The sequence below is a fragment of the Pantoea sp. S61 genome (assembly GCF_016625145.1).
In the GTDB taxonomy this organism is placed as follows: Bacteria; Pseudomonadota; Gammaproteobacteria; order Enterobacterales; family Enterobacteriaceae; genus Pantoea; species Pantoea rwandensis_B.
In genome coordinates this window covers 540,397-564,011 of the sequence record NZ_JACVUO010000001.1, presented here as the reverse complement: position 1 = coordinate 564,011, position 23,615 = coordinate 540,397, and the positions used below count along the sequence as shown (strand labels likewise).

The following is a 23,615-nucleotide window of genomic DNA, read 5'->3' as shown; positions in this document are numbered from 1 at the left end:
AATGTGAGTTTTACTCAACATTGAGTTTGCCTTATGACGCTTCCTCCACTTTACGCGTTGCGCGCCTTTGCCAGTGCGGCGCAGTTGGGGTCTTTTAGCCAGGCCGCCGCCGCACTCAACGTCACTCCTGGCGCGATTAGCCGTCACATCCGTACCCTGGAAGAGTGGTTCGATTGCCAACTGTTTATCCGTAAAGGGCCCAGGGTCGAAATCAGCGCTGCGGGTAGCGTATTCGCGGCACAATTACAGGTCGGATTTGCCTCTTTAGAGCAAGCTTGCGCCGCCTTCGCGCAGCAGGGTCATCAACTCCGCCTCAAGGCCCCTTCGACACTGACCATGCGTTGGTTGCTGGATGTACTCCAAACATATCGTGAGCAAAACTCAACGCCTGAAGTGCAGATTACCAGCGTTTGGATGGACACCGACAAAGTCGATTTTGCCCGTGAACCTTTTGACTGCGCCATCTTGTTGGGTGACGGAAATTTTGGTGCAGACACCGAGTGCCATTTGCTGTTTCAGGAGTGGTTAATTCCGATTTGCGCCCCCGCGCTGAAACGACAAGCACAAACGCAACTGGCAAGCTGTGAATTGATTCACCCTTCACACGATCGCCGCGATTGGTTGCGCTGGTCACAGGGGGCAACTGATGCACCGATTATCAATCTGTGGCAAGGCAAACTGTTCGATACTCTGGAACAGGGCACGATGGCGGCGATTAGCGGACATGGCGTTTCAATAGGTGACCTGCTGCTCAGCCAGCAGGCGATCAACAACGGCTTACTGGTGCTGCCATTTAACCAGCCGGTGGCGACAGGTGACGGTTATTATCTGGTGTGGCCGAAAACCCGGCAGGAAGCGCCCAACATCAAGCTATTGCTTCAATGGTTGCTTGATCAGGCGCCCGTCTTAAATAGCGAGAATATAGCGTAGTGGCGGCCTTCAGGCCGCCTGTCACTTGTTGCTATGCGCTCTGACGCAAGGTAAACACACTGACGCTGTTCACCATATTTGTCGCTTGCTCGCTGAGCATGGCGGAAGCAGCCAGGGACTGTTCCACCAGCGAGGCATTTTGTTGTGTCGTGATGTCGATTTGGCTGATGGCGGTGTTGATCTGACTGATGCTATCGGCCTGTTCGGTACTGGCCTGGTTAATCTGTGACAGCACTTCCTTCATGTTCACCACGTTGTTCATCATTTCCGACATCAGTTTGTTGGCATCCGCCACCATGTCACGGCCATCAACGATGCGCGTGGAGGACTCCTCAATCAGATGACGAATCTCATGCGATGAGGTGGCGGTTTTCTGCGCCAGCGCACGCACTTCCTGCGCAACGACCGCAAAACCGCGACCGTGCTCCCCTGCTCGTGCCGCCTCAACAGCCGCATTGAGCGCCAGGATATTGGTCTGGAAAGCAATCGAATCTATCAGATTGATAATGTCTGCCATGCGGCCTGCGGAATCATGGATCTCAGCCATTTTGGTCGACACATTGTTCATCATGGTGGCATTCTGCCCCACGGCGCTTTCCGCCTTTTCAGACAGATCGGCAGCAAAGTGGGTGTTATTGCGCGTGTTGCTAATGGTGGCGGTAAATTCTTCAACCGATGCTGCCGTTTGCTCAACCGAACTGGCTTGTTCTTCAGTGCGCGCGGCCAAATCATGTGTACCCGACATAATTTCGCTGGCACCTCCTGAGATTTGCTCTGCGCTGATACGAATATGACTGACAATGGTCGACATTTTATCCTGCATCTGCTGAATAGCGTTTATTAACTGGCCCATTTCGTCTTTACGTTTTTCATAGAAATTCGTACTGAGATCGCCATCAGCAACGCGGCCTAAAAACGCAATCACATTTTTTAATGGCACAGTAATGGATTGGATAATAATCCAGCCAATCACTGCAGAAAGAATAATCGCCGCAATAAAGATCACCACCATTGAAATTTTAGTGGTGTGGTAGGAATCCATAAAATGTGTGTAGGAGCCGTTCATCTGCTGCTCTTGCAGTGCAATAAAACGCTGCACTTCACTCGTGTAGTCCTTTTGTTTACTCGCCAATGCTGTCAGATAATAATCCAGCGCTTTATTAGGGTCCTGACTCGCGAGTTGCATAAATTCATTGCGGCCCTCTAAATAAGATTTGCGTTTATCATCCAGGATTTTGAGATAAGCAATGGAATCGTCATCTGTTGCCAGTGCATGCAGTTGACGATAAATCTCCGTAATTTGCCCGGTCGCCCCCTGAAGCTCATTCATGATGGTGCTGCGGCGCTCCGCATTGATTGAGCTGAGCAGCAAAGCCTGTCGCTGAATGGTGGTGTTAATCTCATCGATCAACTGATTGCCCAACGCAATGGTTGGGTAATCATCTTTCATCATGCCGTTGACGCCGGTTTGTGCCATAAACAGCGAATTTAAACCCAGTACCGCAACCAAAAGCAGCATACCGATATTGATGAGTGAAGAAATAATGAGTTTGCTGCGCAATTTAATATTACGTGAAAATCCTTGAACTATGTCCATTTAGAAACCTCAATGATTTTTATTAGTGAGTCATGAAATCCAGGTGTTATTAAAACAAAGAAATGGAGACGCTCCGCGTTTTCATCGGCAGCATCCCTGCTGTTATCGTCAGCATGCTCACTAACCTTAATGCTTTTACTTAAATATAACTTACTCGTGAAAGACAATTCACTTCCTGTGGAATAGCGCAATTAGACAATTTGATCAGTTATATTAAATTGTTAGCAATAATAGTCACCTGAGTGATCAATGTGCTTTACTTATTAAACTGACTTTGGGCAGGTTGATCTTAGGTTTGGATAAACGTAACGGCTTTTTAATGCAGCTTATGCAATTGCTGTTAACGTGCAAACATTAATAAGGCAAAATATTTTCTCTGCGGGCAGCCAGCAGGCCACCCAGAGAAAACGCTATACCACGCTTGATGCTTCACTTATCGCGAGCAAGTCTATCGATTCATTGGCCGCTTCAGGCAAGTCTGCAAGCAGTCTGTCCGCCATTTGCCCTTCCTGTTGCAAGATGCGCTGAAAAATATCCACGCCTTCACTGTCACCAGCCTGTCTGGCGGCAGCAATTAACGTGGTATAAGTGGCAAGTTTATAACTACAAAAGACATAGACGCTGACGGCCATCTGCGCGCCCTGCTCAGCACGCAGCATATCGCTTGCGGCCTGCCCCACCACAGACAGGCGACCTAATGCCTCTTTTAATGCCGACCAACCCTCGTCATGGCATTTCAGAACGTCTTTCACCTGCAACTGCTGTGCGCGTGATTGCGCAAGATAATGCGCGATGTGACTCCCGATTGCAGAATCACTGTCGAGACGCTCCATCGCCTGTTTTAATAACATTTCACCGTGTTTCTCCATCGCGTGTGCATCACGTAGCCAATCCAGATAAACAGATTCCCTCGTCATTCATTCACTCCTGGTTGATGTGCTGTTAATGAACTACCTTTGGGCATGGTATGCAGTTGCTTAGCAAGCTAACCGATTCAACACCTTCGCTCATGAAATTATCTGGAAATAAGCGAAGCGTTAATTAACGGCCTAACAATCACCTTAATTAAACGTAGCAAGTAAGCCCCCTGGCGCAAGCCGCTCAACTCAAAACTGAGAGGGATGATTAATATCACCACCTTACCGCTTCGCTTATATTTAACCGCACGCCACGCTTTACTCAACATCTAAAGTGCGCTAACAATCATCATTCATGTGAGTTTCATCTGCTTATAAACAAAAATCGACTTATCCTTAAACAATCAGTCTGCAAAATAATAAAACTTAAGATTAATTCTGACTTGATTATGGTAAAAACAACGCTACATTTATTTTTGCTTTATGTTGGTACAAATATAATGAGGAGAACGCATGACGGACCCTAACAAGCATCCTGAAGAGGAAGAGAAAAAGACGCAACGTCGTGGGGGCACAGGGAACTTCGCCGAGGACAAGGAGCGTGCCGCTGAAGCAGGCCGCAAAGGCGGTCAGGTAAGTGGCGGCAATTTTAAAAACGATCCGAACCGCGCCGTTGAAGCAGGCCGGAAGGGAGGAAAGATCAGCCGCCGGAAATAACACTATCATTAATTCAACACAGGGTTACGCTCGCTAGCCTTTATCACAACACTCTCCTGACGTGTATTAGCGCTTCGCTTAAATGCAAAATTCGCTACGTCAGGAGGGTTATTTTCGTCGCTAACTACAAAAAATCGATCATTTCTTGATCAATCGTGCGCCATTTGCCGCTTCGCTTATCCGGTATTTTTTCCTTATATATTAATGATCAATTTAAATTACAAAATAAATAACTAAACACGAATTAACCAACATATTTGTACACAGGAATTTAAGTTGTACACCTTAGTGAAAATTAAGATCGGACGTGATTAAGTTAATTACAAAACTTGAATTTGACATGCCTCAGATACAATTACCCTGTTGTTAATGGCTGTCCTGCTCAACATCAGGCAACAAAAAGGGCTGCTATTCTTTTAAAAATAGCAGCCCTGGTGAGTGAGTTAACTTAACGTGCAGGCATCTGTGCGGGTAACTTCAATTGCGCACGTGCTTTTGCCACTTCATCCGTTGTCACCGGCTTAGCCGCATTGCCCCAACTGTTACGCAGGTAAGTCGCCACTGCGGCCACCTGCTCGTCCGAGAGTTTCCACGCAAACGAAGGCATGGCACCACTGGTTGGATTTCCCGCTGTCACCGCGCCGCGCCCGCCCTGTAACACCGTCGTGATGATGGAAGAGGCATCATCCGCTAGCAGGCCAGGGTTATTTGCCAGGCTGGCGGCAAGGTTGGGGATCCCTTTGCCGTCGCTGTTATGGCAGGCAGTGCAGTTGGCTGAATAGACATTTTCACCCATCTTCATTTGCCCATTATCCATCGGTAACGGTTGCGGCAACGTCGTGGTCGATGCCGGCACTTGCTTGAGATACACCGCAATTGCGCGCAAATCAGCGTCGGTTAAGTGTTGTGTGGAGTTAGTCACAGCTTCCGCCATCGGGCCTGAAGCGACCGCCACATGGTTACTGCCGAGCTTGAGGTAATCCACCACCTGCTGCTCAGACCAACTTCCGATACCGTTGTGCGGGTTTGGTGTGATATCGGGGGCATGCCATTCACCCAGATTGCCGCCTTGCAGATAATCACTGCTGTCACCGCCAATCAGATTCTTCGCGGTATGGCAGGCGGCACAGTGTTCTGGCCCTTCCACCAAATAAGCGCCTCGGTTCCATTCAGCACTTTTACTGCTGTCTATCTGGAAACCTGCGTTGCGGAAAAACAGCAGGTTCCAGCCCATCATCGCCAGACGAATGTTATACGGGAAGCCCAGGTTGGTTTCCGGCACCTGATAGTGAATCGGCTTTACCGAGCGCAGGTACATCCAGAGATCATGCATGTCCTGATCCGTCAGCTTCACATAAGCGTTGTAGGGCATCGCAGGATATAGGTGCTCCCCTTCTTTACCCTTACCGTGACGCACTGCGCGGAAGAAATCACGCTCCGTCCAGCTACCGATGCCGGTTTCGCTATCCGGCGTGATGTTGCTGGCATAAATGCCGCCGAAGGGGGTGCTGATCGAGTAGCCCCCGGCCAGCGGCAGTTTGCTTTCCGGCATGGTATGACAAGCCGTGCAGTCACTGGCAATCGCCACATAACGTCCACGTTCAATCGCGGCACTGTCTGCCGCAGTTGGCGGTTGGCTGGTGAGTACGTTGTTGCTGGCAACATCATCCGCAGAAGTATCGCCGTTCATCCACAGCATGCCCGCTGCCACAGCCGCAGCAATCACCGCTACGCCCGCAATCAGTTTGGTTTTCTTCATCTCACACCTTCACCAACGGACCTGGGTTTTTCAGGTACTGTTCAATAATGGCTTTCGCCGTCCACAGACTCAGCGCCCCAATGGTGCCTGTTGGGTTATAACCGGCGTTGTTTGGGAAAGAGGAAGCCCCCAGTACAAACACGTTGTGTGCATCCCAGCACTGTTGGTAGCGGTTAAGCACCGAGGTTTTTGGATCGCTGCCCATGACCGCTCCGCCAATGGTGTGGTCGCTGGCAAAGTTGTACGGTGAGTAAGCGCCCGAGGCAGAGTTAGTGCCAATGACGATTTCAGCGCCCATGGCCTTACCGATCTCCACACTCTTCTCTTCGATAAATTTCGCCGAGCGGCGGTCATTGTCGTTGTAGTCAAAAGTGACACGCAACAACGCATTGCCGTTGTCATCTTTGTACTCAGGATCGAGGTCAAGATAGTAATCTTCGTGCGAGAAGCTGGTGCCCTGGCCGAAGATAAAGGTCGTGTTTTGGAACGCGTGGGTATAAGCCTTCTTCCAATCTTTACCCCAGCGTGGCGAGCCCGGTGGCAGTGCATCGGCATTGCCGATAGGACGCGCGCCACGCGCCACCACCAGGATCCCTGCGCCACCGATAAAGCCCAGACCGGTATGGTCAAAGTTATCGCCGTTCCAGTCGTCCACCTGCGAAGAGAGGGCTCCGGCACCGATATACTGATTCAGATTTTCATCTTTGAAGTGGATCGCTGCACCCGATACCGTCTGGAAGCTATAGGCACGCCCTACCACGCCAGTTTTGGTCACCGGGTTGTAAGGCACGCCAATTTTGGACAGCAGCAGCAGGCGCACGTTTTGCATCTGGAAGGCGGACAAGATCACGATGTCTGCAGGCTGTACCCACTCTTTCTTGTTCTTATCGAGGTAGGTCACGCCGGTGGCGGTTTTACCGTCTTCCGCTTTATTGACGCGAACCACGGCGGAGTCTGTTAACACCGTGAAGTTCTCACGTTGCATTAACGCTGGGATGACACAGGCGTTAGGGCTGGATTTTGAGAAGTTACCGCAGCCGTAATAGAGGCAGTAACCGCAATAGGTGCAAGGCCCCATACGCACACCCAGTGGGTTTACGTAAGCGCGTGACGCCTGTCCAGCGGGAACCATGAAGGGTTTCAAGCCGATCTTCTTCGCGCCTTCGGCAAAAATATCCGTCAGACGCATACTCTCCAGTGCAGGCAAAGGGTATTCGCTTGAACGGTTACCCTCGTAAGGGTTGCCACCTTCAATGACTTCGCCGTTCAGCTTACCGGCCTTGCCTGACACGCCGGCGATCTTTTCAAAGCGATCGTAAAACGGTTCCAGCTCGTCGTAAGTCACTCCCCAGTCTTGCAGGATCACCCCTTTGGCAATCTGCTGTTTTCCGTAACGCTTCACTGTCTGGCTGTAGGGCTCGAAATCGAACGGCGTAAAACGCCATGCCATCCCAGCCCAGTGAGTGCCCGAGCCTCCCACGTTGTAACCCAGTTCATTCAGGTTCCACTCGCGCGTTGGCAGGGCCGTTTGCGTGGTGTTATTACGGAAAGTGGTGGTTTCGACGGCGGGCGGCAGCAGCATACTGCGGCGCGTATCCCAACGCAGTTCATCGGTATCGACCGAGGGGGGAAAATCTGTCGCGGTTTCAAACCACGGGCCACGTTCAATGGCAACGACATTCAGACCTGCGCGGGTCAGCTCTTCGGCGATCAAAGAGCCGCACCACCCCAGGCCGACGATGGCGACATCAGCTTTTGGACGGACGTTATTCATAGTTTATTGCTCAGCAAACAAATTAAAGGGTGTTATCAATCAGGCTGGTAGGAATGATGTTGAGCTTCTGTCCTTTTTTCGGCAGCAGATCGCGGAAGTCGTAGCGAGCGCCAGGGAAGCCAATCATTTTCCAACTGGTCATGTCTTTGTTGCCGCCATAAATCGGGTCAGACAGGAAGCCCTCACGCACGTTCTGCAGCAACAGTTCAAAGAACACTTTGGTTTCAACTTCCTCACCGAGATCGAGGCTGTTCTGCTCCATTGCGGTCAGCACCTGATCCTGCTGATCACCACTGAGTGAGAGGAAGTCTTTGCCATATTGTTGCTGGAGGGCTTTATCCAGCGCAGCAATGCCCAGACGATAGCGTTGTGCAGGCGTCAGCGGAGATTGCGGCCCCTGCTCAGCGGTGCCTTTGACGAATTTGCCTAAACGGTAGATCGCCACTGCGTTGCCGTAATCGCCCGCGAGTTGCCGATCAATAAAAATGGCGCACCCTGCCTCTTTGCCACTCAGGCTGGTTTCATCGGCTGGAATAAATCGTTCAGCGATGGCGCCTACCGTGTCAAATTCATGCTGAGTGAGATATTGCAGCCCCCCTTTTCTCGGCGGTGCGGGCGGCGTTTGGATTTTGCCGGGTTCCCAGGGCTGGCCACCCGTCACCACATCGGCTTGTGCCAATGTCGGGATCGTGGAAGCCACTCCCAATGCGGTGATGGAAGTGAGAAATTCTCTGCGTTTCATGTTTTCCCTGCTTTCACATTGCAAACCAGGTCAAATAACAGACGTATTTGTGCCTGGCATTGAGCCATATAAATAAGGTTTATTGGATAAATACTGACGTTGCCCTGTGGGCTTTTATTAGATAAATACTGAGGTAAGTTTTTACATTCAAATTACGTAATTAATTAAATATTAACAACACAGCAAAGAGTAATGACTCCCCCTTCGCTTTGAAAGGTTTTTGTTGATGGTTTCCCATCATTGAAGTTTTTAATAAGCGGCGCTGGAAGATGTAGAGTATGGTTTCGTCCCGCAACATTTAACATCTTGCCAGTCACGAGATGTTGCGCATAATACGGCGAAAATAGACGCCCAGTTGTGACCTGAAGCGCACTCTGCGTTGTTGAAATATTGGACATGAATTTTACTGGGGCATTGAAGCATCATGAAAAAACTCACCCTGATTAAAGTGGCTGAACTGGCCGGGGTTGGGATCGCAACGGTTGACCGCGTACTAAATGAGCGTGGCGGCGTTCGTCCTGAAACGGTGCGCAAAGTCTTGCGTGCCGCACGTCAGGCTGGGTTGCAGCGTTTACTGCCGGATGATACACAGCATCCCTGGCAGATTGAGGTATTCCTGAGCAGTAATGGCACCTGGTTTTTTCAGCAGTTAGCCGATGAATTTGCCAACATTGCCGATCGACTGGGTTATCGTAAAATAAAATTATTTCGTACATTGGTGACGGAAAATCCACCGGAAAAACTGGCGGAAAAGATAAAAAAAAGCGGTGAGTTGCGCGACGGTATTATTGTTTATGGGCATGACTATCCCGTTATTCATGACGCCTTATCCTGGTGTAAAGATAAAGGTGTCCCGGTGGTTTCGCTGGTTTCAGATTTACCCAATTCACATCGATTCTGTCATGTTGGAATAAATCAATATCAGGCAGGACGTACCGCAGGCTTATTAATGAGCCAGACTATGCCTCACAAGGGGGATGTGATCATGGTTAGCGGGCGTTTTGATTTCAGCGCACATATCCAACGTATTTCAGGTTTTCGTGATGCCATCACCCAACGTGCTCCCTGGTTACAGTTGCGTGAAGTATTAGCGGGGGAAGATGAACGGCACAAAATCCGTTCGCTGCTGAATCACACGTTACAGCAATCAAGCAATGTGGTCGGTTTGTATAACTCTGGCGACAACAACAGCGATATCAGTGCTGTATTGCAGCAACACCAGTTGCTCGGCCGCTGCTGCTACATCACACACGAAGTGTATGATGTGACGAAAGAACTGCTGCAAACTGGCGCGCTCTCCTACACGCTGGATCAGAATGCTCGCCAGCATGCCGTGCTGGCCACTGACCTGTTGATAAGACATCTGGAACAGGGATTTGAACCCGATCTGTATCGGGACGGCCGCGTTGAACTGCGAATTGTGACAGCAGAAAATATGGATTAGCCAATGAGCCAGTGAGCCAGTGAGCCAGTGAGCCAGTGAGCCAGTGAGCCAGTGAGCCAGTGAGCCTACGATAATGACGCAAAATAAGGATGGAAAGAAAAGAGAATAAGCGAACCGCAACAATTAAATATTCACTTGTGCAGCATGATTATTCTGCACATAGCGGAGATAGCGGTTTACACTGGCACACCACGATTCAGGAAGAAGAGGTCATTGTGCTGTCGAAGATCCCCGATTATGAAACCGATCGCGAAGGCTATCTGGAGTTCATGACCCGCAGCAATGCGCTGCGCATGGAGCTACTGATCTTGTCGGAAAAGTTTGTTGAGGTGCACGGCTCCTATGAAGCAGGCATGGCGGAACTGGGAGAATGGCTACAGAACTATGCGGATAACGCCATGATTCAGAAGTTAAGTTCTGGACCCATCAGCAAAGAATGGTTGTTTGATGAGTTGAAAAGACGTCATAAGTAGCTGTCAGACTCAACTGCTGCAATTCAGCATCGCACCCGCACCTGCTCAGCCTGATGATGTATTAGCGACTTATCTGCGCACTGACCAACGCGATACCAAGGTGATCGCGGCGCTAGCTCAGGTCAGTGGCAACATTGGCGCCACTCTGAAGCAATATGGCGCGTTACAGACAATTCCTGCCGATCAAAAACCAGCCGTGCTTAGTGAGATGTATCTGGCAGCTGAAACCATCAAACGCCTGCAAGCCGACCGCTCACTAATTTTACCGTCTGCCACGCAGCAAAATCTGCAGCGCTGAAGACTGCACTGAATAGCGCAACGCAGTTTATTCCGACCTGGGTCAAACACTGGCTTTGAGATCAGGCACCATGGTGGGCTGGCGTCGCATTGTCACCACGTTGGGTGAAAAGATTGGTAAGAGCCAGCTTAACTACGCGCAAGGCATCAGTGCGCAGATGGTGGCGATGGGCACCATTGTCGCAGCGGATGCCTTTGGTTTGCCGGTCTCAACCACACACGTGCTCTCCTCAGGGATTGCTGGCACCATGGCCGCCAATCGCAGCGGCTTACAGTTCAGCACACTGCGACTCAATCTGCTGCAACAGGTGCCGTATGAAGCCGCAGAAGGCGAGCAGATTTCACTGCCTTCCCGCATTCATCATGAAAATTATGCCCGTCATCCGGTGCCAGAGAGCATGATCGTACCCGATAGCTACTGAACTATACTTTGACCAGTCGATGATCATCAGGAGGGGTTATGGCAGGCGGCTGGTCTGAAGATGGTGCAGTGCAAAAGCAAATTGATGCGACCGTGGATGATGCGATTGCGCGCGCCAGAAGTCACCTCAACCAGGGTGAAAGTGCAGAGTATTGCGACGAGTGCGGGGAGCCGATTCCCGCAGCGCGTCGCAGCGCATTGCCTGGGGTGCGTTACTGCGTGAAGTGCCAGAGTGCGTTAGATAAGCAAGGAGCCAGCCACAGCGGGTATAACCGCCGTGGCAGCAAGGATAGCCAGTTGCGTTAGCGCACAATATTATTCACTAACAGCGCCGTCACCTCAGAACTGTGTCGCGTTTTATCCAGCGATTTAGTGAAGGTTACCGTAGCGTCCTTTCCTGCTAACTCCCTTGCCATTGCCTGAGCAGTACTCAGGGGATGAATTACATCCATTTGTGTACCCGCCACCGCAACAGGGATTTGGGCATCCTTTATCACACGGGCATCATAGCCAGGATAACAGCTGGCGATTTGCCGCAATAAATGCAGCGTTGGTTCAGCCGCCAGAGCAAACGTCTTCATGAGTGAGTGGGCATTATCCGGTGATTGTTGCTCAATCGACTGATAGGTTGCCGATTCAGCAAAAGCACGCTGGCCCTCCTCCTTCCCGTAGAGTTGCCAGTAATCAGCCAGCACGCTGTAAACATTCATATTCAGCGGGCTGCGCTGCTGATGCCACGCTGGTCGAATTAACGAGAGTGATTTAACACGGTTCGGTTGTCGGCTGGCTGGCATCCGACCCGGTATTCAAAAGGTTACCGTCATCACAGACCGCAGCCTGGCAACAACTTCAGAACGACCTGATAAATGTTGAACCCAGCGAAAGCATAGCCTGTGTGGAGTCGTTCTTCAGAGCCCTCACCTCTCAGCGCTGGGTGCTCCCTCTTTTTCATCACTGGCTGGAACTCAAGAGTGAGAAATCCTTCGGCTGGCGTGACGTCAACACGCTCGGCTGGCCTGATTTCAGCCAGTTGTGGCTGGATTAGTGCGTTGATGGGATTGAGAAAGGACTATTGCCATCCCCGTTTTTCAGAGCAATATTATCTTCGCAGGCGATATTCTGAACTGATGAAAGCATGGCAGTAGAATGAGTCCGCTACCGAACATCCGTTCTTCGCAGATTTAATTGCCAGCTTGATTGTCAGCTTTGTGGTGTGGCTTCAACGGGTCGATGCAACGCTATCCTTGATCAAGGGGACGTTGTTATAGAAGTCCGCCAGGTGGTAATTAATCACGGACATCCTAAGTCAGGATGTTATCGTTTTTTAATCACGAGCCTGATTAAGATTGCAGATAGTACAACAGAAATAGCAATGTTCACTGCCATCATAAAATCGATAACCGATTCTGAGCCTGTTATATTTAGGTCATGCGCCAGGCTGTAGAACACTGTAGTGGGGATTAGAACAGCGATCCCTTTAGAAATAGCCACACAACAACCGATAAAGAACAAGCCGAGCAAAAGAAATTTCATCATTAGTACACCTTCACCGTTCCGTAAGCCATCAGGTTACTGCCCGGAATCTTTAAGGTTGGGCCATCGCGTAAGAGCCTGTCGCGCATATAATTGAACTGGACAGGATGCGCTAACGTAATACAGCCTTCACTGATGCCTAATGGGCCAATGGGATGCAAACGAAACTGGCCTCGCTTTAACCGTTTATAAACGTGATGTCGTCAATTTTTCCGTCATCACGATAGAGTGCAAACCATGTTGATCAATCCGTACCATAAACTTCCTTGAGAAAACGCTCTCTAAATGGCCCCAGCCTGCCACCTGTTGGCCGCTCAACAATATAGTAGCGCCCACGCACAAGTGGGCCGATATCAGCAACAGCAGTCATATCGGGATTATTTCGCCCCTTATCTTGACCGGAAAATGCAGGAAAGCTCCCTATTCCAGGGCAGTTTAAGTTGGTCATCTCACGACGATTTAACAACAGATAACAGCTGAATGGCATAACGCTTCCCTTTGTCAAATACGACCATTCTAGATCCAATCAATAGTCAGGTGTTTAGGAATATGGCTTAAATTTAAGCAAGGGTACTTTATCGGACAGCGATATTTTTTGCTTAAGTGGAGCGCTTTTAATTATTATAATCAAACGGTTACACCAGTGGACCCCACCAGACAAACCTGAGACACGCCTTCGCGATTCAACGGAATTTACTGTTGCTGCCAGTTCTCCTAGTCGGGTAGTCAGGCAGACGCCCCCGCTACACCGGCAAACCGAAGAGGCCAGAAAAATTTCTAAGATGAATGACAGCTAAGTGTCAGAAGCGGACTTCGAAACATCACTGTTTAATAAGAAAGTAACAGGTCATAACGTATGTCCTTCATTGCCGACCTTCCATCAATTCAAGCGTCTGCCCGTCGGGGCTTTGTACATATATAACTCTGGTTCCCTTCATGGGTCCTGACGAGACTGTCTGAGGTGTCCCTGGCGTCTTCCAGCCATAGTCCGATATTTTGCTCAGGAGCGTATCAAGATTCTCGACCATAAACGCAAGATGCGCGTAGCCCGGGATGTAGGGGGCTGAAGGCGCTTCTGGCTGTTCAATATTATTGTATTGCAGTAATTCAATTTTCATACCAGCCAGTTCAAGCAAAGCCATTCGTACATCAGCTCCCCTGGCGCCTGTTACTTCATCAATAATAGGGCCAGACATTTTCCCTTCGCGTAATACTTCTCCTCCAAGAATATGGGTCCAGAAGAATAATGAATCTTCAATATTTTTGACTGAAAAACCAACATGATTAACACTTAAGATCATGAGATTACCTGCTGACTTTTAAAGTTGAGTATCTAAATAATTAAAATTCCAGCTTTATTTCTTAGCGATTAGTGCGCTGGGATTAATTCAGAAAAGAAACGTAAGTATATGCGGTCTGAGTAATGTAGTCACGATTCATCCACAGCAACAGCTATACTGGATACCTACACCTTGTTGATAGATACGCGACTGCGTTACAAGTGTTTATATATTTTAGAGAAACTGCGAATGTCCGCTTCTCGCTCTTATCAGACGAACAAGCCCTTTTGAATATGCCTTTTGGTTGAGAAACATGTTTTAGGTTAAGAGGATATATTTTTCATTCCTGCAGTTATGCCGTCGAGACCGACGATAGCAGAGAATCTTCAGCTTCATATCCGCGCGGCAGAACGGTACTGTGCTACTTGAAGATGCGACAAGCTTTAACAATCATCCGTATCGAGATTCAGGAACAACCAGAGTAAGTCAGATATTTATAGTTAAAGTAAGGCAGACGACTGGCTCAGACAACTCCATGAGCAGGGCCATATCAGAGCGGCCCGTTTCTATGCCAAATAATTTTATACATCGGTAGGTGGATATAAACCCCTGCGACTCACCTCTGCAGATTAACTGAATTTCAGGAAACTGCCGGCATCGGATAAACAGGGTGTCAGATACGACCAGTACCACTGAGAACAGACAGATTTATATTTAAGCACAGCGCCAGTGTGGAAGCGGCTGCATTTTTACGCTTCGGTCATTATCCAGCCCCCGCAGAAAATAACCGAAGGTATTGAATGCATGTTGATATTATTCGCAGAGAACTCATTGGAAAAAAACCATTCCGGACATGCCATGGCTTTGCTGCACCTGAACAGGATCAAGCAGTCTGCTGGCGGGCACGCCTTTCCGGAATCGAATGCGCAGCGCATGCACCGTGCTTCTGACAGTACGTGTTACTTGCTCTGACCCGGGTACAGGTCAGAGTGAGAGATATTTTCTCAGGATGGAAGACGCAACATCAATATATCAAAAAAATATCAGCCACTTATAATAAAATGAAAAGATTCAATTTATTTATCCTTATTAATCCATAGGCGATAACTATGCACATCATTTAAATTCCGCTTCGCCGTTTGCTATAATAGTTGGGTGGTTAAATTTATTCTCATTCATTTTTAAGCGAGGTGAAAACGTGTTGTACAGCGAAGACATGACCGGTCACGCAGTTATTGGTGAAGCAGCAGTCAATCTTGCCGTGCGTGAAGAGGAAATATCCGTTGATGCTCTTCTGACAGAGCTGAACATTATGCTTAAAGCAGAGAAAATCAGCAGCCGCAGCCGGCGCATCAGCGATGCCATCAGCTGGCTGCGCGACTTCCGGACCGTCGGTGCGCGCGGGAGTGACAATAAGGAATGGATGCTCCCTAATGTTGACAGCCACAGTGCCGGCGGCGAGGCCACCATTCGCCTGCAGGCTGATGATGAAGATGAAATGAGATAACCACAACCCCAAGGAGCGGGCGCTTAGCGTCCGCCTTCACCTGACTTCGTAAGATGAATGCCTGCGCGCGCCATCATTAACGAAGCGCACCCCAGCGCCTTTTAACCTATAATTTATCTGTCATCGGGTACGTTCTGCAGATGCAGCGCTGCCGGCCACACAATAATAATCAGCAATACCACTTTTACCGCCGTCATCCGCTCAGGATGCTCCGGCAGGGACTTCACAGCATGAAAAATACCAACTCAGTGACCACAATCCGCACCCGCCTGCAGAACAGCGGCGACGCGCTGGCGGCTGAAAGTCAGGAGCTTGAAGAGGCAATGCAGGCGATTCTGGCCTCAGGCGGACAGCTGACCAACAAAACGCTCATCATCCACGTCATTCACGACCTTGAGCAGGAGCGTGACGCGCAGAGACAGGCGGTGCTGCGCAGCGTGCTGGAGCTTATCGTCAGTCACACGCCGGACGACGCCGGCGGGCAGGCTTCATAACGCCTGCGCGACAGGGCTATTTCAGTTAAGTTTGGCGGCAAAAATCCGGATGGCCCGGCTGCAGGCCTCGCGCATGGCCATATCGGTAGCGGACTCCTTCAGGCGCCACAGCGTGTCGATAAGTTCGTGCGGGCTGACTGTACCGCCCCTGTGCAGTACCTGCCTGATGGCCAGCCCGATGGCTTCGTGCATCAGTTCCTGTATTTCATTTTCGGTTTTCAGATGCGCTCCGCTTATTGGGGATATACACAGTGTATCGCGATAAGCGGCGCGCAGATATAAGCACCAAAAAAAACCGCCCGGAGGCGGTTAAATCAGCGGGGTGGCGCCCCGGTCGGGCGGAATGTCTCTGTCGCCGCCCGGCACCTCGTCTTCATGACCGGGCGCCGGCTCGTGGTCCGGCAGCGGGGTCGCATCGTCAGGCATCGGCTGGTCAGACATGCTATTTTCCACCCTTCTGCTTCATGGTATCGCTGTCCCTGGTGTCTTTTTTGTTGCCCGCGGGCAGCTTGCTGTGGTCGGCGTCTTTGCCATCCTTCACATTTTTATCGTTACGGTCAGCCATGGTTACCTCCGTCACCCGGTATCGGGTAACGTTAAGTTTAACCGCGTGACGGTACCGGAAGGTGAATAAATATCCGGTCTGTGACTTAAGCGTAAAAACCGCTCATTACGCGGGCGGTGAAAGCGAGGCGTCCCGCGCCTCGGTCATGCTGTCGTCCACGCACAGACGGCAGATGCAGGCCCATATCTTCAGCTGATGTGACGCAATCTGATACGCGTGCCGGTAGCTCACGGCCGAGCCCAGAAACTGACGCTCAGGATGGTCCTCCAGGCACACGCAGCCCTTCACGTGAAGCTGTTCCTGCTGCTCCATTCTCAGCAGATAATAAAACTGCCACATAAGCGGCCTCCTTCCATGATAAAAGGAGCAATGCATGCCTGAATATATAACGGTGGAATTAATTTCTGATGCGATTCAAGCGCGGGATATGCGGAGAGTGTCGTCCATGACAGGTTCTCCGGCCGGTACACGCCTGAGCGCGACCGCTGAGGTCATCTTCATCGTCGTCTTCCGGCCAGAGCCGGACTACGTCCTTTGGCGTCAGTTCTTCTCGTCGTTCAGGCCCGCAAGGGTCTGCAGATACGGCACGTGCCGGACGGCCTGCTCCGGCTCGTGGAAGCTCTTCAGCCAGCTTCTGGCTTCGGATATTTCAGTGAGCCGGTTATCGCTGCCGCCGGCCTCCGCCATGTGTCCGAGCTCGGCAATAAGCGATTGCACGCTTATTTCCTTTTCGCCCAGCGCCAGGCTCAGTGCCGCCTCGCCAATAATGACGTGCCCTTTCCCGTCGTGTTGAATAGACAAATTTACTACCTCCGTTTCACGTTGATGACAGCCTCACGTCACACTGTAGACACAGTTAAAGAAAGTGCCCGGAGGATGTTCTGAAAACCCCTGTTCCGTAATAATTTATTTCATCAAATGTGATTACAGGGCTCCGCGCGCGGCGAAGATTCTTGTTGCAGGCAAGCCCTGATATTCATTCCGCATCACACTGTGCCCGTTACCGGTCCGGTTTGAGAAAGTGCGGCCGGCTGCTATGGTGCCCGTGACAATCTGCGGCAATACGGAGCCTGTAATGCTTACAACCATAATTTACCGGAGCCACCTCGCCGATGACGTGCCCGTCAGCATTCTGCCGGGTATGGTGGAGAAGGCAACGCTGCTCAACGCCCGCCATCAGGTGACGGGCATCCTGCTGTTTAACGGCACGCACTTCTTCCAGATCCTGGAGGGCCCGGAACAGGGCGTGCTGGACATCTACGGCCGCATCTGCGCCGACCGGCGTCACCACAACGTGGTTGAGCTGATGCGCGACTACTCGCCGTCGCGGCGCTTCGGCAACCACGGCATGGAGCTGTTCGATCTGCGCCATCACCCCCGCGGCAGCGTGCTGCAGGCGGTGCTTGACCGCGGCACCTCTAAGTACCGCCTGACCTATGACGATCGCGGCCTGCAGTTTCTGCGAACCTTCGTGGAGGCCCGGGAGAAAGAAAACTACTTTGAGGTTCTGCCCGCCGACTACTGGGACTTTGTGCCGGATGAGAACGGGTCACCGGCCCCCGCGGCGGGCGTGACCTTCCGCCCGGTGGTCGACCCGCTCGGCCGTGAGGTCACGGCCCTTGAGGCCATACCCGATGATGCGCCGGAGGGACTCTCCGGCGATGCGATGTACGTACATAATCTCGCTGCGGTCACCGGGGCGCTGCACAGAGCCGGCAGGTCATGCCCTGACGACATGATGCTCTACCTCAGCATTCTGCCCGGGACGCTGGTATCCGTTCCGGATGCCGTTAGCCGGATTGTCCGCGCCATCGACAGCGCTGAACTGGTGCCGCAGCAAATCATATTGGGGGTCAGCGAGACGGAGGTGATTTCTCAGCTGGAAGCATTTTCCGCCGCGGTGCGGCAGCTGAAGCAGGCCGGCATCAGCCTCTCTGTCGATAACTTCGGTGACGGCTCCGCCGGGCTGTCTCTGCTGGCGCACGTCCAGCCTGACCGCGTACGCATCGGCGCCGCGATCGTGCGCAATATTCACCGCAGCGGACCCCGCCAGGCGGTGGTGCACGCGGTGCTGCGCTGCTGTTCTGCGCTGGAGATTAACGTCATCGCGGCAGGTATTGAGCAGCCGGAAGAGTGGATGTGGCTGGAGGCGGCAGGGGTCACTGACTTTCAGGGCTCGCTGTTCACCGCAGAGGGCGCGGCCGTGGCCTGGCCGGAGACACGCGAGGCCGTCTGAGGCGCAGGAACAGAACAGGGGCCCGTGGGCCCCGTATGATTAACAGGACGCGGCCCGGTGTGATGCGAGCCGCGCGCCGACAACTCCCGCAGCCACGTCTGGATTTTCCTGACGCAGAGTTCTTCCCCGATTGGCCTTTTCAAGCCAGGTGCGGAAATGCGTCATCATGGCCGCCGCATGCTGCACGTCCGGCGTGTGGTAAATCAGCAGCCGGCCCTTGGTCTGGTTTGAGAAGTCGAGGGCGTAAATCTCGATGACGGCGTCGCGCTGCTCGCTTTCAATTGCTGTGAAATGCATGTCAGGCCAGCGGTTCACCTTCAGCATAAACTCACTTAAAATCATTTTTTTCGCCTTTTATTGTTTTAAAATCGGTACTCTTTTCACTGGTCTGCCCAGCGTAGAACTGGTTGCGGACTCTGCAAGCCGTCAGCACGGAATTAAGCGTAAACATTTCGTAAAGGCAGTCACTCAGCCCCTTTCAGCGCCGCAGGTTCCTGCAGCATGTGTCAGCAGGGCATGTCCGGCAATACGCCGGCGGACTATCAGTGCAACAGGCAATAACGGACAGAGGGAAGCAGCGATGATCAGCGAGGACCGGCTCAGCCAGATCGCGGAGAATCCGGACAGTCATGACGCGGAGATCGTGGCGTTGGCGCAGGAGCTCCTGCAGCTGCGCCGCACGCTGGGCGCGCCCTGGGCCGTTGTACAGCCGCTGGGCGAGCTTTACGTGGAGGACGGGAACGCGGCGATGATCTGGCCGGCGAGCCTGGCGGAGCGCGGCGACATCTGCCTGTACCGCCTGCAGAGGCCCTCACCGGAGGCGGATGCCGCGCCGCCCGCAGCAAAGCAGCGCGGCCGCAGAAAGAAATTACCGGCGTTGGGGTAAGGTATTTTCAGGACAGCTACCTCTGCCGGACAGCCCTGACGTGGCGCGTCCTGACGCTCTGGCGTAAAAGTTTTGCAGGGCTCGCCCCCTTGTGAATGTTCGGGCCAGCTGCGCTGTGGTAAGCTCTGCGCCCGAAACCTGCTGCCGGATAACCCCATGAAAAATGACTTTGAAGAAAAAATGGCCGACATCATGATTGGCGAGGCCGTTACGGCGCTGCTGGAAGAGGACGCGGCCATCAGCTGGGCGGCCCTCACGGATCGCCTGCGGTCGGCCATTGAAAATGCAACGGATGAAGATCGAATTCGCGCCGGTCTGCGCGCTATTGAAGAGGTCCGGCGGGAAATGCAGATTCGCGCCGGTGAAAAGGCTGGCGTGGCCAGCCTGACAGAGCAGAAGCTCCACTGACGGCCGGGGCGGATACCGCGGCCGCGGTATCCGCCCCGGCCGTCAGTGGAGCTTCTGCTCTGTCAGGCTGGCCACGCCAGCCTTTTCACCGGCGCGAATCTGCATTTCCCGCCGGACCTCTTCAATAGCGCGCAGACCGGCGCGAATTCGATCTTCATCCGTTGCATTTTCAATGGCCGACCGCAGGCGATCCGTGAGGGCCGCCCAGCTGATGGCCGCGTCCTCTTCCAGCAGCGCCGTAACGGCCTCGCCAATCATGATGTCGGCCATTTTTTCTTCAAAGTCATTTTTCATGGGGTTATCCGGCAGCAGGTTTCGGGCGCAGAGCTTACCACAGCGCAGCTGGCCCGAACATTCACAAGGGGGCGAGCCCTGCAAAACTTTTACGCCAGAGCGTCAGGACGCGCCACGTCAGGGCTGTCCGGCAGAGGTAGCTGTCCTGAAAATACCTTACCCCAACGCCGGTAATTTCTTTCTGCGGCCGCGCTGCTTTGCTGCGGGCGGCGCGGCATCCGCCTCCGGTGAGGGCCTCTGCAGGCGGTACAGGCAGATGTCGCCGCGCTCCGCCAGGCTCGCCGGCCAGATCATCGCCGCGTTCCCGTCCTCCACGTAAAGCTCGCCCAGCGGCTGTACAACGGCCCAGGGCGCGCCCAGCGTGCGGCGCAGCTGCAGGAGCTCCTGCGCCAACGCCACGATCTCCGCGTCATGACTGTCCGGATTCTCCGCGATCTGGCTGAGCCGGTCCTCGCTGATCATCGCTGCTTCCCTCTGTCCGTTATTGCCTGTTGCACTGATAGTCCGCCGGCGTATTGCCGGACATGCCCTGCTGACACATGCTGCAGGAACCTGCGGCGCTGAAAGGGGCTGAGTGACTGCCTTTACGAAATGTTTACGCTTAATTCCGTGCTGACGGCTTGCAGAGTCCGCAACCAGTTCTACGCTGGGCAGACCAGTGAAAAGAGTACCGATTTTAAAACAATAAAAGGCGAAAAAAATGATTTTAAGTGAGTTTATGCTGAAGGTGAACCGCTGGCCTGACATGCATTTCACAGCAATTGAAAGCGAGCAGCGCGACGCCGTCATCGAGATTTACGCCCTCGACTTCTCAAACCAGACCAAGGGCCGGCTGCTGATTTACCACACGCCGGACGTGCAGCATGCGGCGGCCATGATGACGCATTTCCGCACCTGGCTTGAAAAGGCCAATCGGGGAAGAACTCTGCGTCAGGAAAATCCAGACGTGGCTGCGGGAGTTGTCGGCGCGCGGCTCGCATCACACCGGGCCGCGTCCTGTTAATCATACGGGGCCCACGGGCCCCTGTTCTGTTCCTGCGCCTCAGACGGCCTCGCGTGTCTCCGGCCAGGCCACGGCCGCGCCCTCTGCGGTGAACAGCGAGCCCTGAAAGTCAGTGACCCCTGCCGCCTCCAGCCACATCCACTCTTCCGGCTGCTCAATACCTGCCGCGATGACGTTAATCTCCAGCGCAGAACAGCAGCGCAGCACCGCGTGCACCACCGCCTGGCGGGGTCCGCTGCGGTGAATATTGCGCACGATCGCGGCGCCGATGCGTACGCGGTCAGGCTGGACGTGCGCCAGCAGAGACAGCCCGGCGGAGCCGTCACCGAAGTTATCGACAGAGAGGCTGATGCCGGCCTGCTTCAGCTGCCGCACCGCGGCGGAAAATGCTTCCAGCTGAGAAATCACCTCCGTCTCGCTGACCCCCAATATGATTTGCTGCGGCACCAGTTCAGCGCTGTCGATGGCGCGGACAATCCGGCTAACGGCATCCGGAACGGATACCAGCGTCCCGGGCAGAATGCTGAGGTAGAGCATCATGTCGTCAGGGCATGACCTGCCGGCTCTGTGCAGCGCCCCGGTGACCGCAGCGAGATTATGTACGTACATCGCATCGCCGGAGAGTCCCTCCGGCGCATCATCGGGTATGGCCTCAAGGGCCGTGACCTCACGGCCGAGCGGGTCGACCACCGGGCGGAAGGTCACGCCCGCCGCGGGGGCCGGTGACCCGTTCTCATCCGGCACAAAGTCCCAGTAGTCGGCGGGCAGAACCTCAAAGTAGTTTTCTTTCTCCCGGGCCTCCACGAAGGTTCGCAGAAACTGCAGGCCGCGATCGTCATAGGTCAGGCGGTACTTAGAGGTGCCGCGGTCAAGCACCGCCTGCAGCACGCTGCCGCGGGGGTGATGGCGCAGATCGAACAGCTCCATGCCGTGGTTGCCGAAGCGCCGCGACGGCGAGTAGTCGCGCATCAGCTCAACCACGTTGTGGTGACGCCGGTCGGCGCAGATGCGGCCGTAGATGTCCAGCACGCCCTGTTCCGGGCCCTCCAGGATCTGGAAGAAGTGCGTGCCGTTAAACAGCAGGATGCCCGTCACCTGATGGCGGGCGTTGAGCAGCGTTGCCTTCTCCACCATACCCGGCAGAATGCTGACGGGCACGTCATCGGCGAGGTGGCTCCGGTAAATTATGGTTGTAAGCATTACAGGCTCCGTATTGCCGCAGATTGTCACGGGCACCATAGCAGCCGGCCGCACTTTCTCAAACCGGACCGGTAACGGGCACAGTGTGATGCGGAATGAATATCAGGGCTTGCCTGCAACAAGAATCTTCGCCGCGCGCGGAGCCCTGTAATCACATTTGATGAAATAAATTATTACGGAACAGGGGTTTTCAGAACATCCTCCGGGCACTTTCTTTAACTGTGTCTACAGTGTGACGTGAGGCTGTCATCAACGTGAAACGGAGGTAGTAAATTTGTCTATTCAACACGACGGGAAAGGGCACGTCATTATTGGCGAGGCGGCACTGAGCCTGGCGCTGGGCGAAAAGGAAATAAGCGTGCAATCGCTTATTGCCGAGCTCGGACACATGGCGGAGGCCGGCGGCAGCGATAACCGGCTCACTGAAATATCCGAAGCCAGAAGCTGGCTGAAGAGCTTCCACGAGCCGGAGCAGGCCGTCCGGCACGTGCCGTATCTGCAGACCCTTGCGGGCCTGAACGACGAGAAGAACTGACGCCAAAGGACGTAGTCCGGCTCTGGCCGGAAGACGACGATGAAGATGACCTCAGCGGTCGCGCTCAGGCGTGTACCGGCCGGAGAACCTGTCATGGACGACACTCTCCGCATATCCCGCGCTTGAATCGCATCAGAAATTAATTCCACCGTTATATATTCAGGCATGCATTGCTCCTTTTATCATGGAAGGAGGCCGCTTATGTGGCAGTTTTATTATCTGCTGAGAATGGAGCAGCAGGAACAGCTTCACGTGAAGGGCTGCGTGTGCCTGGAGGACCATCCTGAGCGTCAGTTTCTGGGCTCGGCCGTGAGCTACCGGCACGCGTATCAGATTGCGTCACATCAGCTGAAGATATGGGCCTGCATCTGCCGTCTGTGCGTGGACGACAGCATGACCGAGGCGCGGGACGCCTCGCTTTCACCGCCCGCGTAATGAGCGGTTTTTACGCTTAAGTCACAGACCGGATATTTATTCACCTTCCGGTACCGTCACGCGGTTAAACTTAACGTTACCCGATACCGGGTGACGGAGGTAACCATGGCTGACCGTAACGATAAAAATGTGAAGGATGGCAAAGACGCCGACCACAGCAAGCTGCCCGCGGGCAACAAAAAAGACACCAGGGACAGCGATACCATGAAGCAGAAGGGTGGAAAATAG

36 protein-coding genes are annotated in these 23,615 nt (G+C 53.0%); 17 read left to right on the top strand and 19 right to left on the bottom strand.

Annotated elements, in window-relative coordinates:
* The first annotated feature begins 33 nt into the window (after nt 1-33).
* Nucleotides 34-930: a LysR substrate-binding domain-containing protein gene (locus tag IAE30_RS02825; RefSeq protein ID WP_200678289.1), complete on the top strand. Its 897-nt coding sequence runs from the start codon at nt 34-36 to the stop codon at nt 928-930.
* A gap of 31 nt (nt 931-961) precedes the next feature.
* Here IAE30_RS02825 and IAE30_RS02820 read toward each other — a convergent pair whose 3' ends face one another.
* Nucleotides 962-2,527 carry a methyl-accepting chemotaxis protein gene (locus IAE30_RS02820; RefSeq protein WP_200678291.1) on the bottom strand — a complete coding sequence of 522 codons (1,566 nt, stop codon included), beginning with the start codon at nt 2,525-2,527 and terminating at the stop codon, nt 962-964.
* A 410-nt stretch (nt 2,528-2,937) separates the two neighbouring features.
* A complete protein-coding gene (locus IAE30_RS02815; protein WP_200678293.1) occupies nt 2,938-3,444 on the bottom strand; it encodes a DUF892 family protein in 507 nt (168 codons plus the stop codon).
* 453 nt (nt 3,445-3,897) lie between these two features.
* On the opposite strand from IAE30_RS02815, the gene IAE30_RS02810 reads away from it, so the two are divergent.
* Complete coding sequence (locus IAE30_RS02810) at nt 3,898-4,101, top strand: general stress protein (protein WP_034822638.1); 204 nt, start codon at nt 3,898-3,900, stop codon at nt 4,099-4,101.
* A gap of 448 nt (nt 4,102-4,549) precedes the next feature.
* Here the strand turns inward: IAE30_RS02810 and IAE30_RS02805 are convergent, their stop codons facing one another.
* From IAE30_RS02805 to IAE30_RS02795, 3 genes are read right to left on the bottom strand one after another with little or no spacing between them, the layout of a single operon-like run.
* Nucleotides 4,550-5,860 (bottom strand): c-type cytochrome, encoded by a 1,311-nt coding sequence (locus IAE30_RS02805; protein WP_200678295.1) that lies wholly within the window; start codon nt 5,858-5,860, stop codon nt 4,550-4,552.
* Between the two features lies 1 nt (nt 5,861).
* Nucleotides 5,862-7,634: a GMC family oxidoreductase gene (locus IAE30_RS02800; RefSeq protein WP_200678297.1), complete on the bottom strand. Its 1,773-nt coding sequence runs from the start codon at nt 7,632-7,634 to the stop codon at nt 5,862-5,864.
* A 22-nt stretch (nt 7,635-7,656) separates the two neighbouring features.
* Entirely contained in the window at nt 7,657-8,376 is a 720-nt protein-coding gene (locus tag IAE30_RS02795) for a gluconate 2-dehydrogenase subunit 3 family protein (RefSeq protein WP_045814523.1), read from the bottom strand.
* A 424-nt stretch (nt 8,377-8,800) separates the two neighbouring features.
* Between IAE30_RS02795 and IAE30_RS02790 the strand changes: the two genes are divergently transcribed.
* The 5 genes from IAE30_RS02790 (at nt 8,801) to IAE30_RS02775 (ending at nt 11,317) form a co-directional block, all read left to right on the top strand.
* Nucleotides 8,801-9,820: a LacI family DNA-binding transcriptional regulator gene (locus IAE30_RS02790; protein WP_200537485.1), complete on the top strand. Its 1,020-nt coding sequence runs from the start codon at nt 8,801-8,803 to the stop codon at nt 9,818-9,820.
* An 89-nt stretch (nt 9,821-9,909) separates the two neighbouring features.
* The gene (locus IAE30_RS02785) at nt 9,910-10,293 is read left to right on the top strand and encodes a hypothetical protein (protein WP_200678307.1); all 384 of its coding nucleotides are present in this window, start codon (nt 9,910-9,912) and stop codon (nt 10,291-10,293) included.
* A gap of 100 nt (nt 10,294-10,393) precedes the next feature.
* A complete protein-coding gene (locus tag IAE30_RS30400) occupies nt 10,394-10,591 on the top strand; it encodes a hypothetical protein (protein ID WP_353655817.1) in 198 nt (65 codons plus the stop codon).
* Nucleotides 10,592-10,661: 70 nt separating this feature from the next.
* Nucleotides 10,662-11,012, top strand: coding sequence for an inorganic phosphate transporter (locus IAE30_RS30395; RefSeq protein WP_353655816.1), 351 nt, complete (start codon nt 10,662-10,664; stop codon nt 11,010-11,012).
* 38 nt (nt 11,013-11,050) lie between these two features.
* Nucleotides 11,051-11,317, top strand: coding sequence for a DksA/TraR family C4-type zinc finger protein (locus IAE30_RS02775; RefSeq protein ID WP_200678299.1), 267 nt, complete (start codon nt 11,051-11,053; stop codon nt 11,315-11,317).
* Here the strand turns inward: IAE30_RS02775 and IAE30_RS02770 are convergent.
* Complete coding sequence (locus IAE30_RS02770; RefSeq protein WP_200678301.1) at nt 11,314-11,805, bottom strand: hypothetical protein; 492 nt, start codon at nt 11,803-11,805, stop codon at nt 11,314-11,316. The genes IAE30_RS02775 and IAE30_RS02770 overlap by 4 nt on opposite strands.
* Before the next feature lie 101 nt (nt 11,806-11,906).
* On the opposite strand from IAE30_RS02770, the gene IAE30_RS02765 reads away from it, so the two are divergent.
* The gene (locus IAE30_RS02765) at nt 11,907-12,056 is read left to right on the top strand and encodes a hypothetical protein (protein WP_200537482.1); all 150 of its coding nucleotides are present in this window, start codon (nt 11,907-11,909) and stop codon (nt 12,054-12,056) included.
* Between the two features lie 269 nt (nt 12,057-12,325).
* On the opposite strand, the gene IAE30_RS02760 is transcribed toward IAE30_RS02765, so the two are convergent.
* From IAE30_RS02760 to IAE30_RS02750, 4 genes are all read right to left on the bottom strand, one after another.
* Nucleotides 12,326-12,547 (bottom strand): hypothetical protein, encoded by a 222-nt coding sequence (locus IAE30_RS02760; RefSeq protein ID WP_200678303.1) that lies wholly within the window; start codon nt 12,545-12,547, stop codon nt 12,326-12,328.
* Nucleotides 12,547-12,705 carry a tlde1 domain-containing protein gene (locus IAE30_RS30390; protein ID WP_353655815.1) on the bottom strand — a complete coding sequence of 53 codons (159 nt, stop codon included), beginning with the start codon at nt 12,703-12,705 and terminating at the stop codon, nt 12,547-12,549. The genes IAE30_RS02760 and IAE30_RS30390 overlap by 1 nt, the downstream gene beginning before the upstream one ends.
* Before the next feature lie 83 nt (nt 12,706-12,788).
* A complete protein-coding gene (locus IAE30_RS30385; RefSeq protein WP_353655814.1) occupies nt 12,789-13,031 on the bottom strand; it encodes a tlde1 domain-containing protein in 243 nt (80 codons plus the stop codon).
* Nucleotides 13,032-13,407: 376 nt separating this feature from the next.
* Nucleotides 13,408-13,845 (bottom strand): VOC family protein, encoded by a 438-nt coding sequence (locus IAE30_RS02750; RefSeq protein WP_200537481.1) that lies wholly within the window; start codon nt 13,843-13,845, stop codon nt 13,408-13,410.
* 1,177 nt (nt 13,846-15,022) lie between these two features.
* On the opposite strand from IAE30_RS02750, the gene IAE30_RS02745 reads away from it, so the two are divergent.
* Both IAE30_RS02745 and IAE30_RS02740 read left to right on the top strand, forming a co-directional pair.
* Nucleotides 15,023-15,331, top strand: a complete 309-nt coding sequence (locus IAE30_RS02745) for a hypothetical protein (protein ID WP_200537480.1) — start codon at nt 15,023-15,025, stop codon at nt 15,329-15,331.
* Between the two features lie 230 nt (nt 15,332-15,561).
* Nucleotides 15,562-15,825 carry a biofilm development regulator YmgB/AriR family protein gene (locus IAE30_RS02740; protein ID WP_200678305.1) on the top strand — a complete coding sequence of 88 codons (264 nt, stop codon included), beginning with the start codon at nt 15,562-15,564 and terminating at the stop codon, nt 15,823-15,825.
* 21 nt (nt 15,826-15,846) lie between these two features.
* Here IAE30_RS02740 and IAE30_RS02735 read toward each other — a convergent pair whose 3' ends face one another.
* From IAE30_RS02735 to IAE30_RS02725, 5 genes are all read right to left on the bottom strand, one after another.
* A complete protein-coding gene (locus tag IAE30_RS02735) occupies nt 15,847-16,017 on the bottom strand; it encodes a hypothetical protein (RefSeq protein ID WP_234472660.1) in 171 nt (56 codons plus the stop codon).
* A gap of 117 nt (nt 16,018-16,134) precedes the next feature.
* Nucleotides 16,135-16,266 carry a hypothetical protein gene (locus IAE30_RS30265; protein ID WP_255253270.1) on the bottom strand — a complete coding sequence of 44 codons (132 nt, stop codon included), beginning with the start codon at nt 16,264-16,266 and terminating at the stop codon, nt 16,135-16,137.
* Between the two features lies 1 nt (nt 16,267).
* Nucleotides 16,268-16,390, bottom strand: coding sequence for a hypothetical protein (locus IAE30_RS30260; protein ID WP_254919502.1), 123 nt, complete (start codon nt 16,388-16,390; stop codon nt 16,268-16,270).
* A gap of 105 nt (nt 16,391-16,495) precedes the next feature.
* Nucleotides 16,496-16,729, bottom strand: a complete 234-nt coding sequence (locus IAE30_RS02730; protein ID WP_200537478.1) for a hypothetical protein — start codon at nt 16,727-16,729, stop codon at nt 16,496-16,498.
* 201 nt (nt 16,730-16,930) lie between these two features.
* Nucleotides 16,931-17,191 (bottom strand): hypothetical protein, encoded by a 261-nt coding sequence (locus IAE30_RS02725; RefSeq protein WP_045816976.1) that lies wholly within the window; start codon nt 17,189-17,191, stop codon nt 16,931-16,933.
* A gap of 274 nt (nt 17,192-17,465) precedes the next feature.
* Between IAE30_RS02725 and IAE30_RS02720 the strand changes: the two genes are divergently transcribed.
* The gene (locus IAE30_RS02720) at nt 17,466-18,626 is read left to right on the top strand and encodes a diguanylate phosphodiesterase (RefSeq protein ID WP_200537477.1); all 1,161 of its coding nucleotides are present in this window, start codon (nt 17,466-17,468) and stop codon (nt 18,624-18,626) included.
* Nucleotides 18,627-18,665: 39 nt separating this feature from the next.
* Here the strand turns inward: IAE30_RS02720 and IAE30_RS02715 are convergent, their stop codons facing one another.
* Nucleotides 18,666-18,968, bottom strand: a complete 303-nt coding sequence (locus IAE30_RS02715; RefSeq protein ID WP_200537476.1) for a hypothetical protein — start codon at nt 18,966-18,968, stop codon at nt 18,666-18,668.
* A 238-nt stretch (nt 18,969-19,206) separates the two neighbouring features.
* Between IAE30_RS02715 and IAE30_RS02710 the strand changes: the two genes are divergently transcribed.
* Complete coding sequence (locus IAE30_RS02710) at nt 19,207-19,512, top strand: hypothetical protein (protein ID WP_200537475.1); 306 nt, start codon at nt 19,207-19,209, stop codon at nt 19,510-19,512.
* Between the two features lie 156 nt (nt 19,513-19,668).
* Nucleotides 19,669-19,920, top strand: coding sequence for a hypothetical protein (locus IAE30_RS02705; protein ID WP_045816991.1), 252 nt, complete (start codon nt 19,669-19,671; stop codon nt 19,918-19,920).
* Nucleotides 19,921-19,962: 42 nt separating this feature from the next.
* Here the strand turns inward: IAE30_RS02705 and IAE30_RS02700 are convergent, their stop codons facing one another.
* Complete coding sequence (locus IAE30_RS02700; RefSeq protein WP_045816991.1) at nt 19,963-20,214, bottom strand: hypothetical protein; 252 nt, start codon at nt 20,212-20,214, stop codon at nt 19,963-19,965.
* 156 nt (nt 20,215-20,370) lie between these two features.
* Nucleotides 20,371-20,676 (bottom strand): hypothetical protein, encoded by a 306-nt coding sequence (locus IAE30_RS02695; protein ID WP_200537475.1) that lies wholly within the window; start codon nt 20,674-20,676, stop codon nt 20,371-20,373.
* A 238-nt stretch (nt 20,677-20,914) separates the two neighbouring features.
* Here IAE30_RS02695 and IAE30_RS02690 point away from each other — a divergent pair, with 238 nt between their 5' ends.
* Nucleotides 20,915-21,217 carry a hypothetical protein gene (locus tag IAE30_RS02690; protein WP_200537476.1) on the top strand — a complete coding sequence of 101 codons (303 nt, stop codon included), beginning with the start codon at nt 20,915-20,917 and terminating at the stop codon, nt 21,215-21,217.
* A 39-nt stretch (nt 21,218-21,256) separates the two neighbouring features.
* Here the strand turns inward: IAE30_RS02690 and IAE30_RS02685 are convergent, their stop codons facing one another.
* Nucleotides 21,257-22,417 carry a diguanylate phosphodiesterase gene (locus tag IAE30_RS02685; protein WP_200537477.1) on the bottom strand — a complete coding sequence of 387 codons (1,161 nt, stop codon included), beginning with the start codon at nt 22,415-22,417 and terminating at the stop codon, nt 21,257-21,259.
* A gap of 274 nt (nt 22,418-22,691) precedes the next feature.
* Here IAE30_RS02685 and IAE30_RS02680 point away from each other — a divergent pair, with 274 nt between their 5' ends.
* The 3 genes from IAE30_RS02680 to IAE30_RS30255 all read left to right on the top strand — a co-directional run bounded on the left by IAE30_RS02680 (nt 22,692) and on the right by IAE30_RS30255 (nt 23,615).
* Entirely contained in the window at nt 22,692-22,952 is a 261-nt protein-coding gene (locus tag IAE30_RS02680; RefSeq protein ID WP_045816976.1) for a hypothetical protein, read from the top strand.
* Nucleotides 22,953-23,153: 201 nt separating this feature from the next.
* Entirely contained in the window at nt 23,154-23,387 is a 234-nt protein-coding gene (locus IAE30_RS02675; RefSeq protein WP_200537478.1) for a hypothetical protein, read from the top strand.
* 105 nt (nt 23,388-23,492) lie between these two features.
* Nucleotides 23,493-23,615, top strand: a complete 123-nt coding sequence (locus IAE30_RS30255) for a hypothetical protein (RefSeq protein ID WP_254919502.1) — start codon at nt 23,493-23,495, stop codon at nt 23,613-23,615.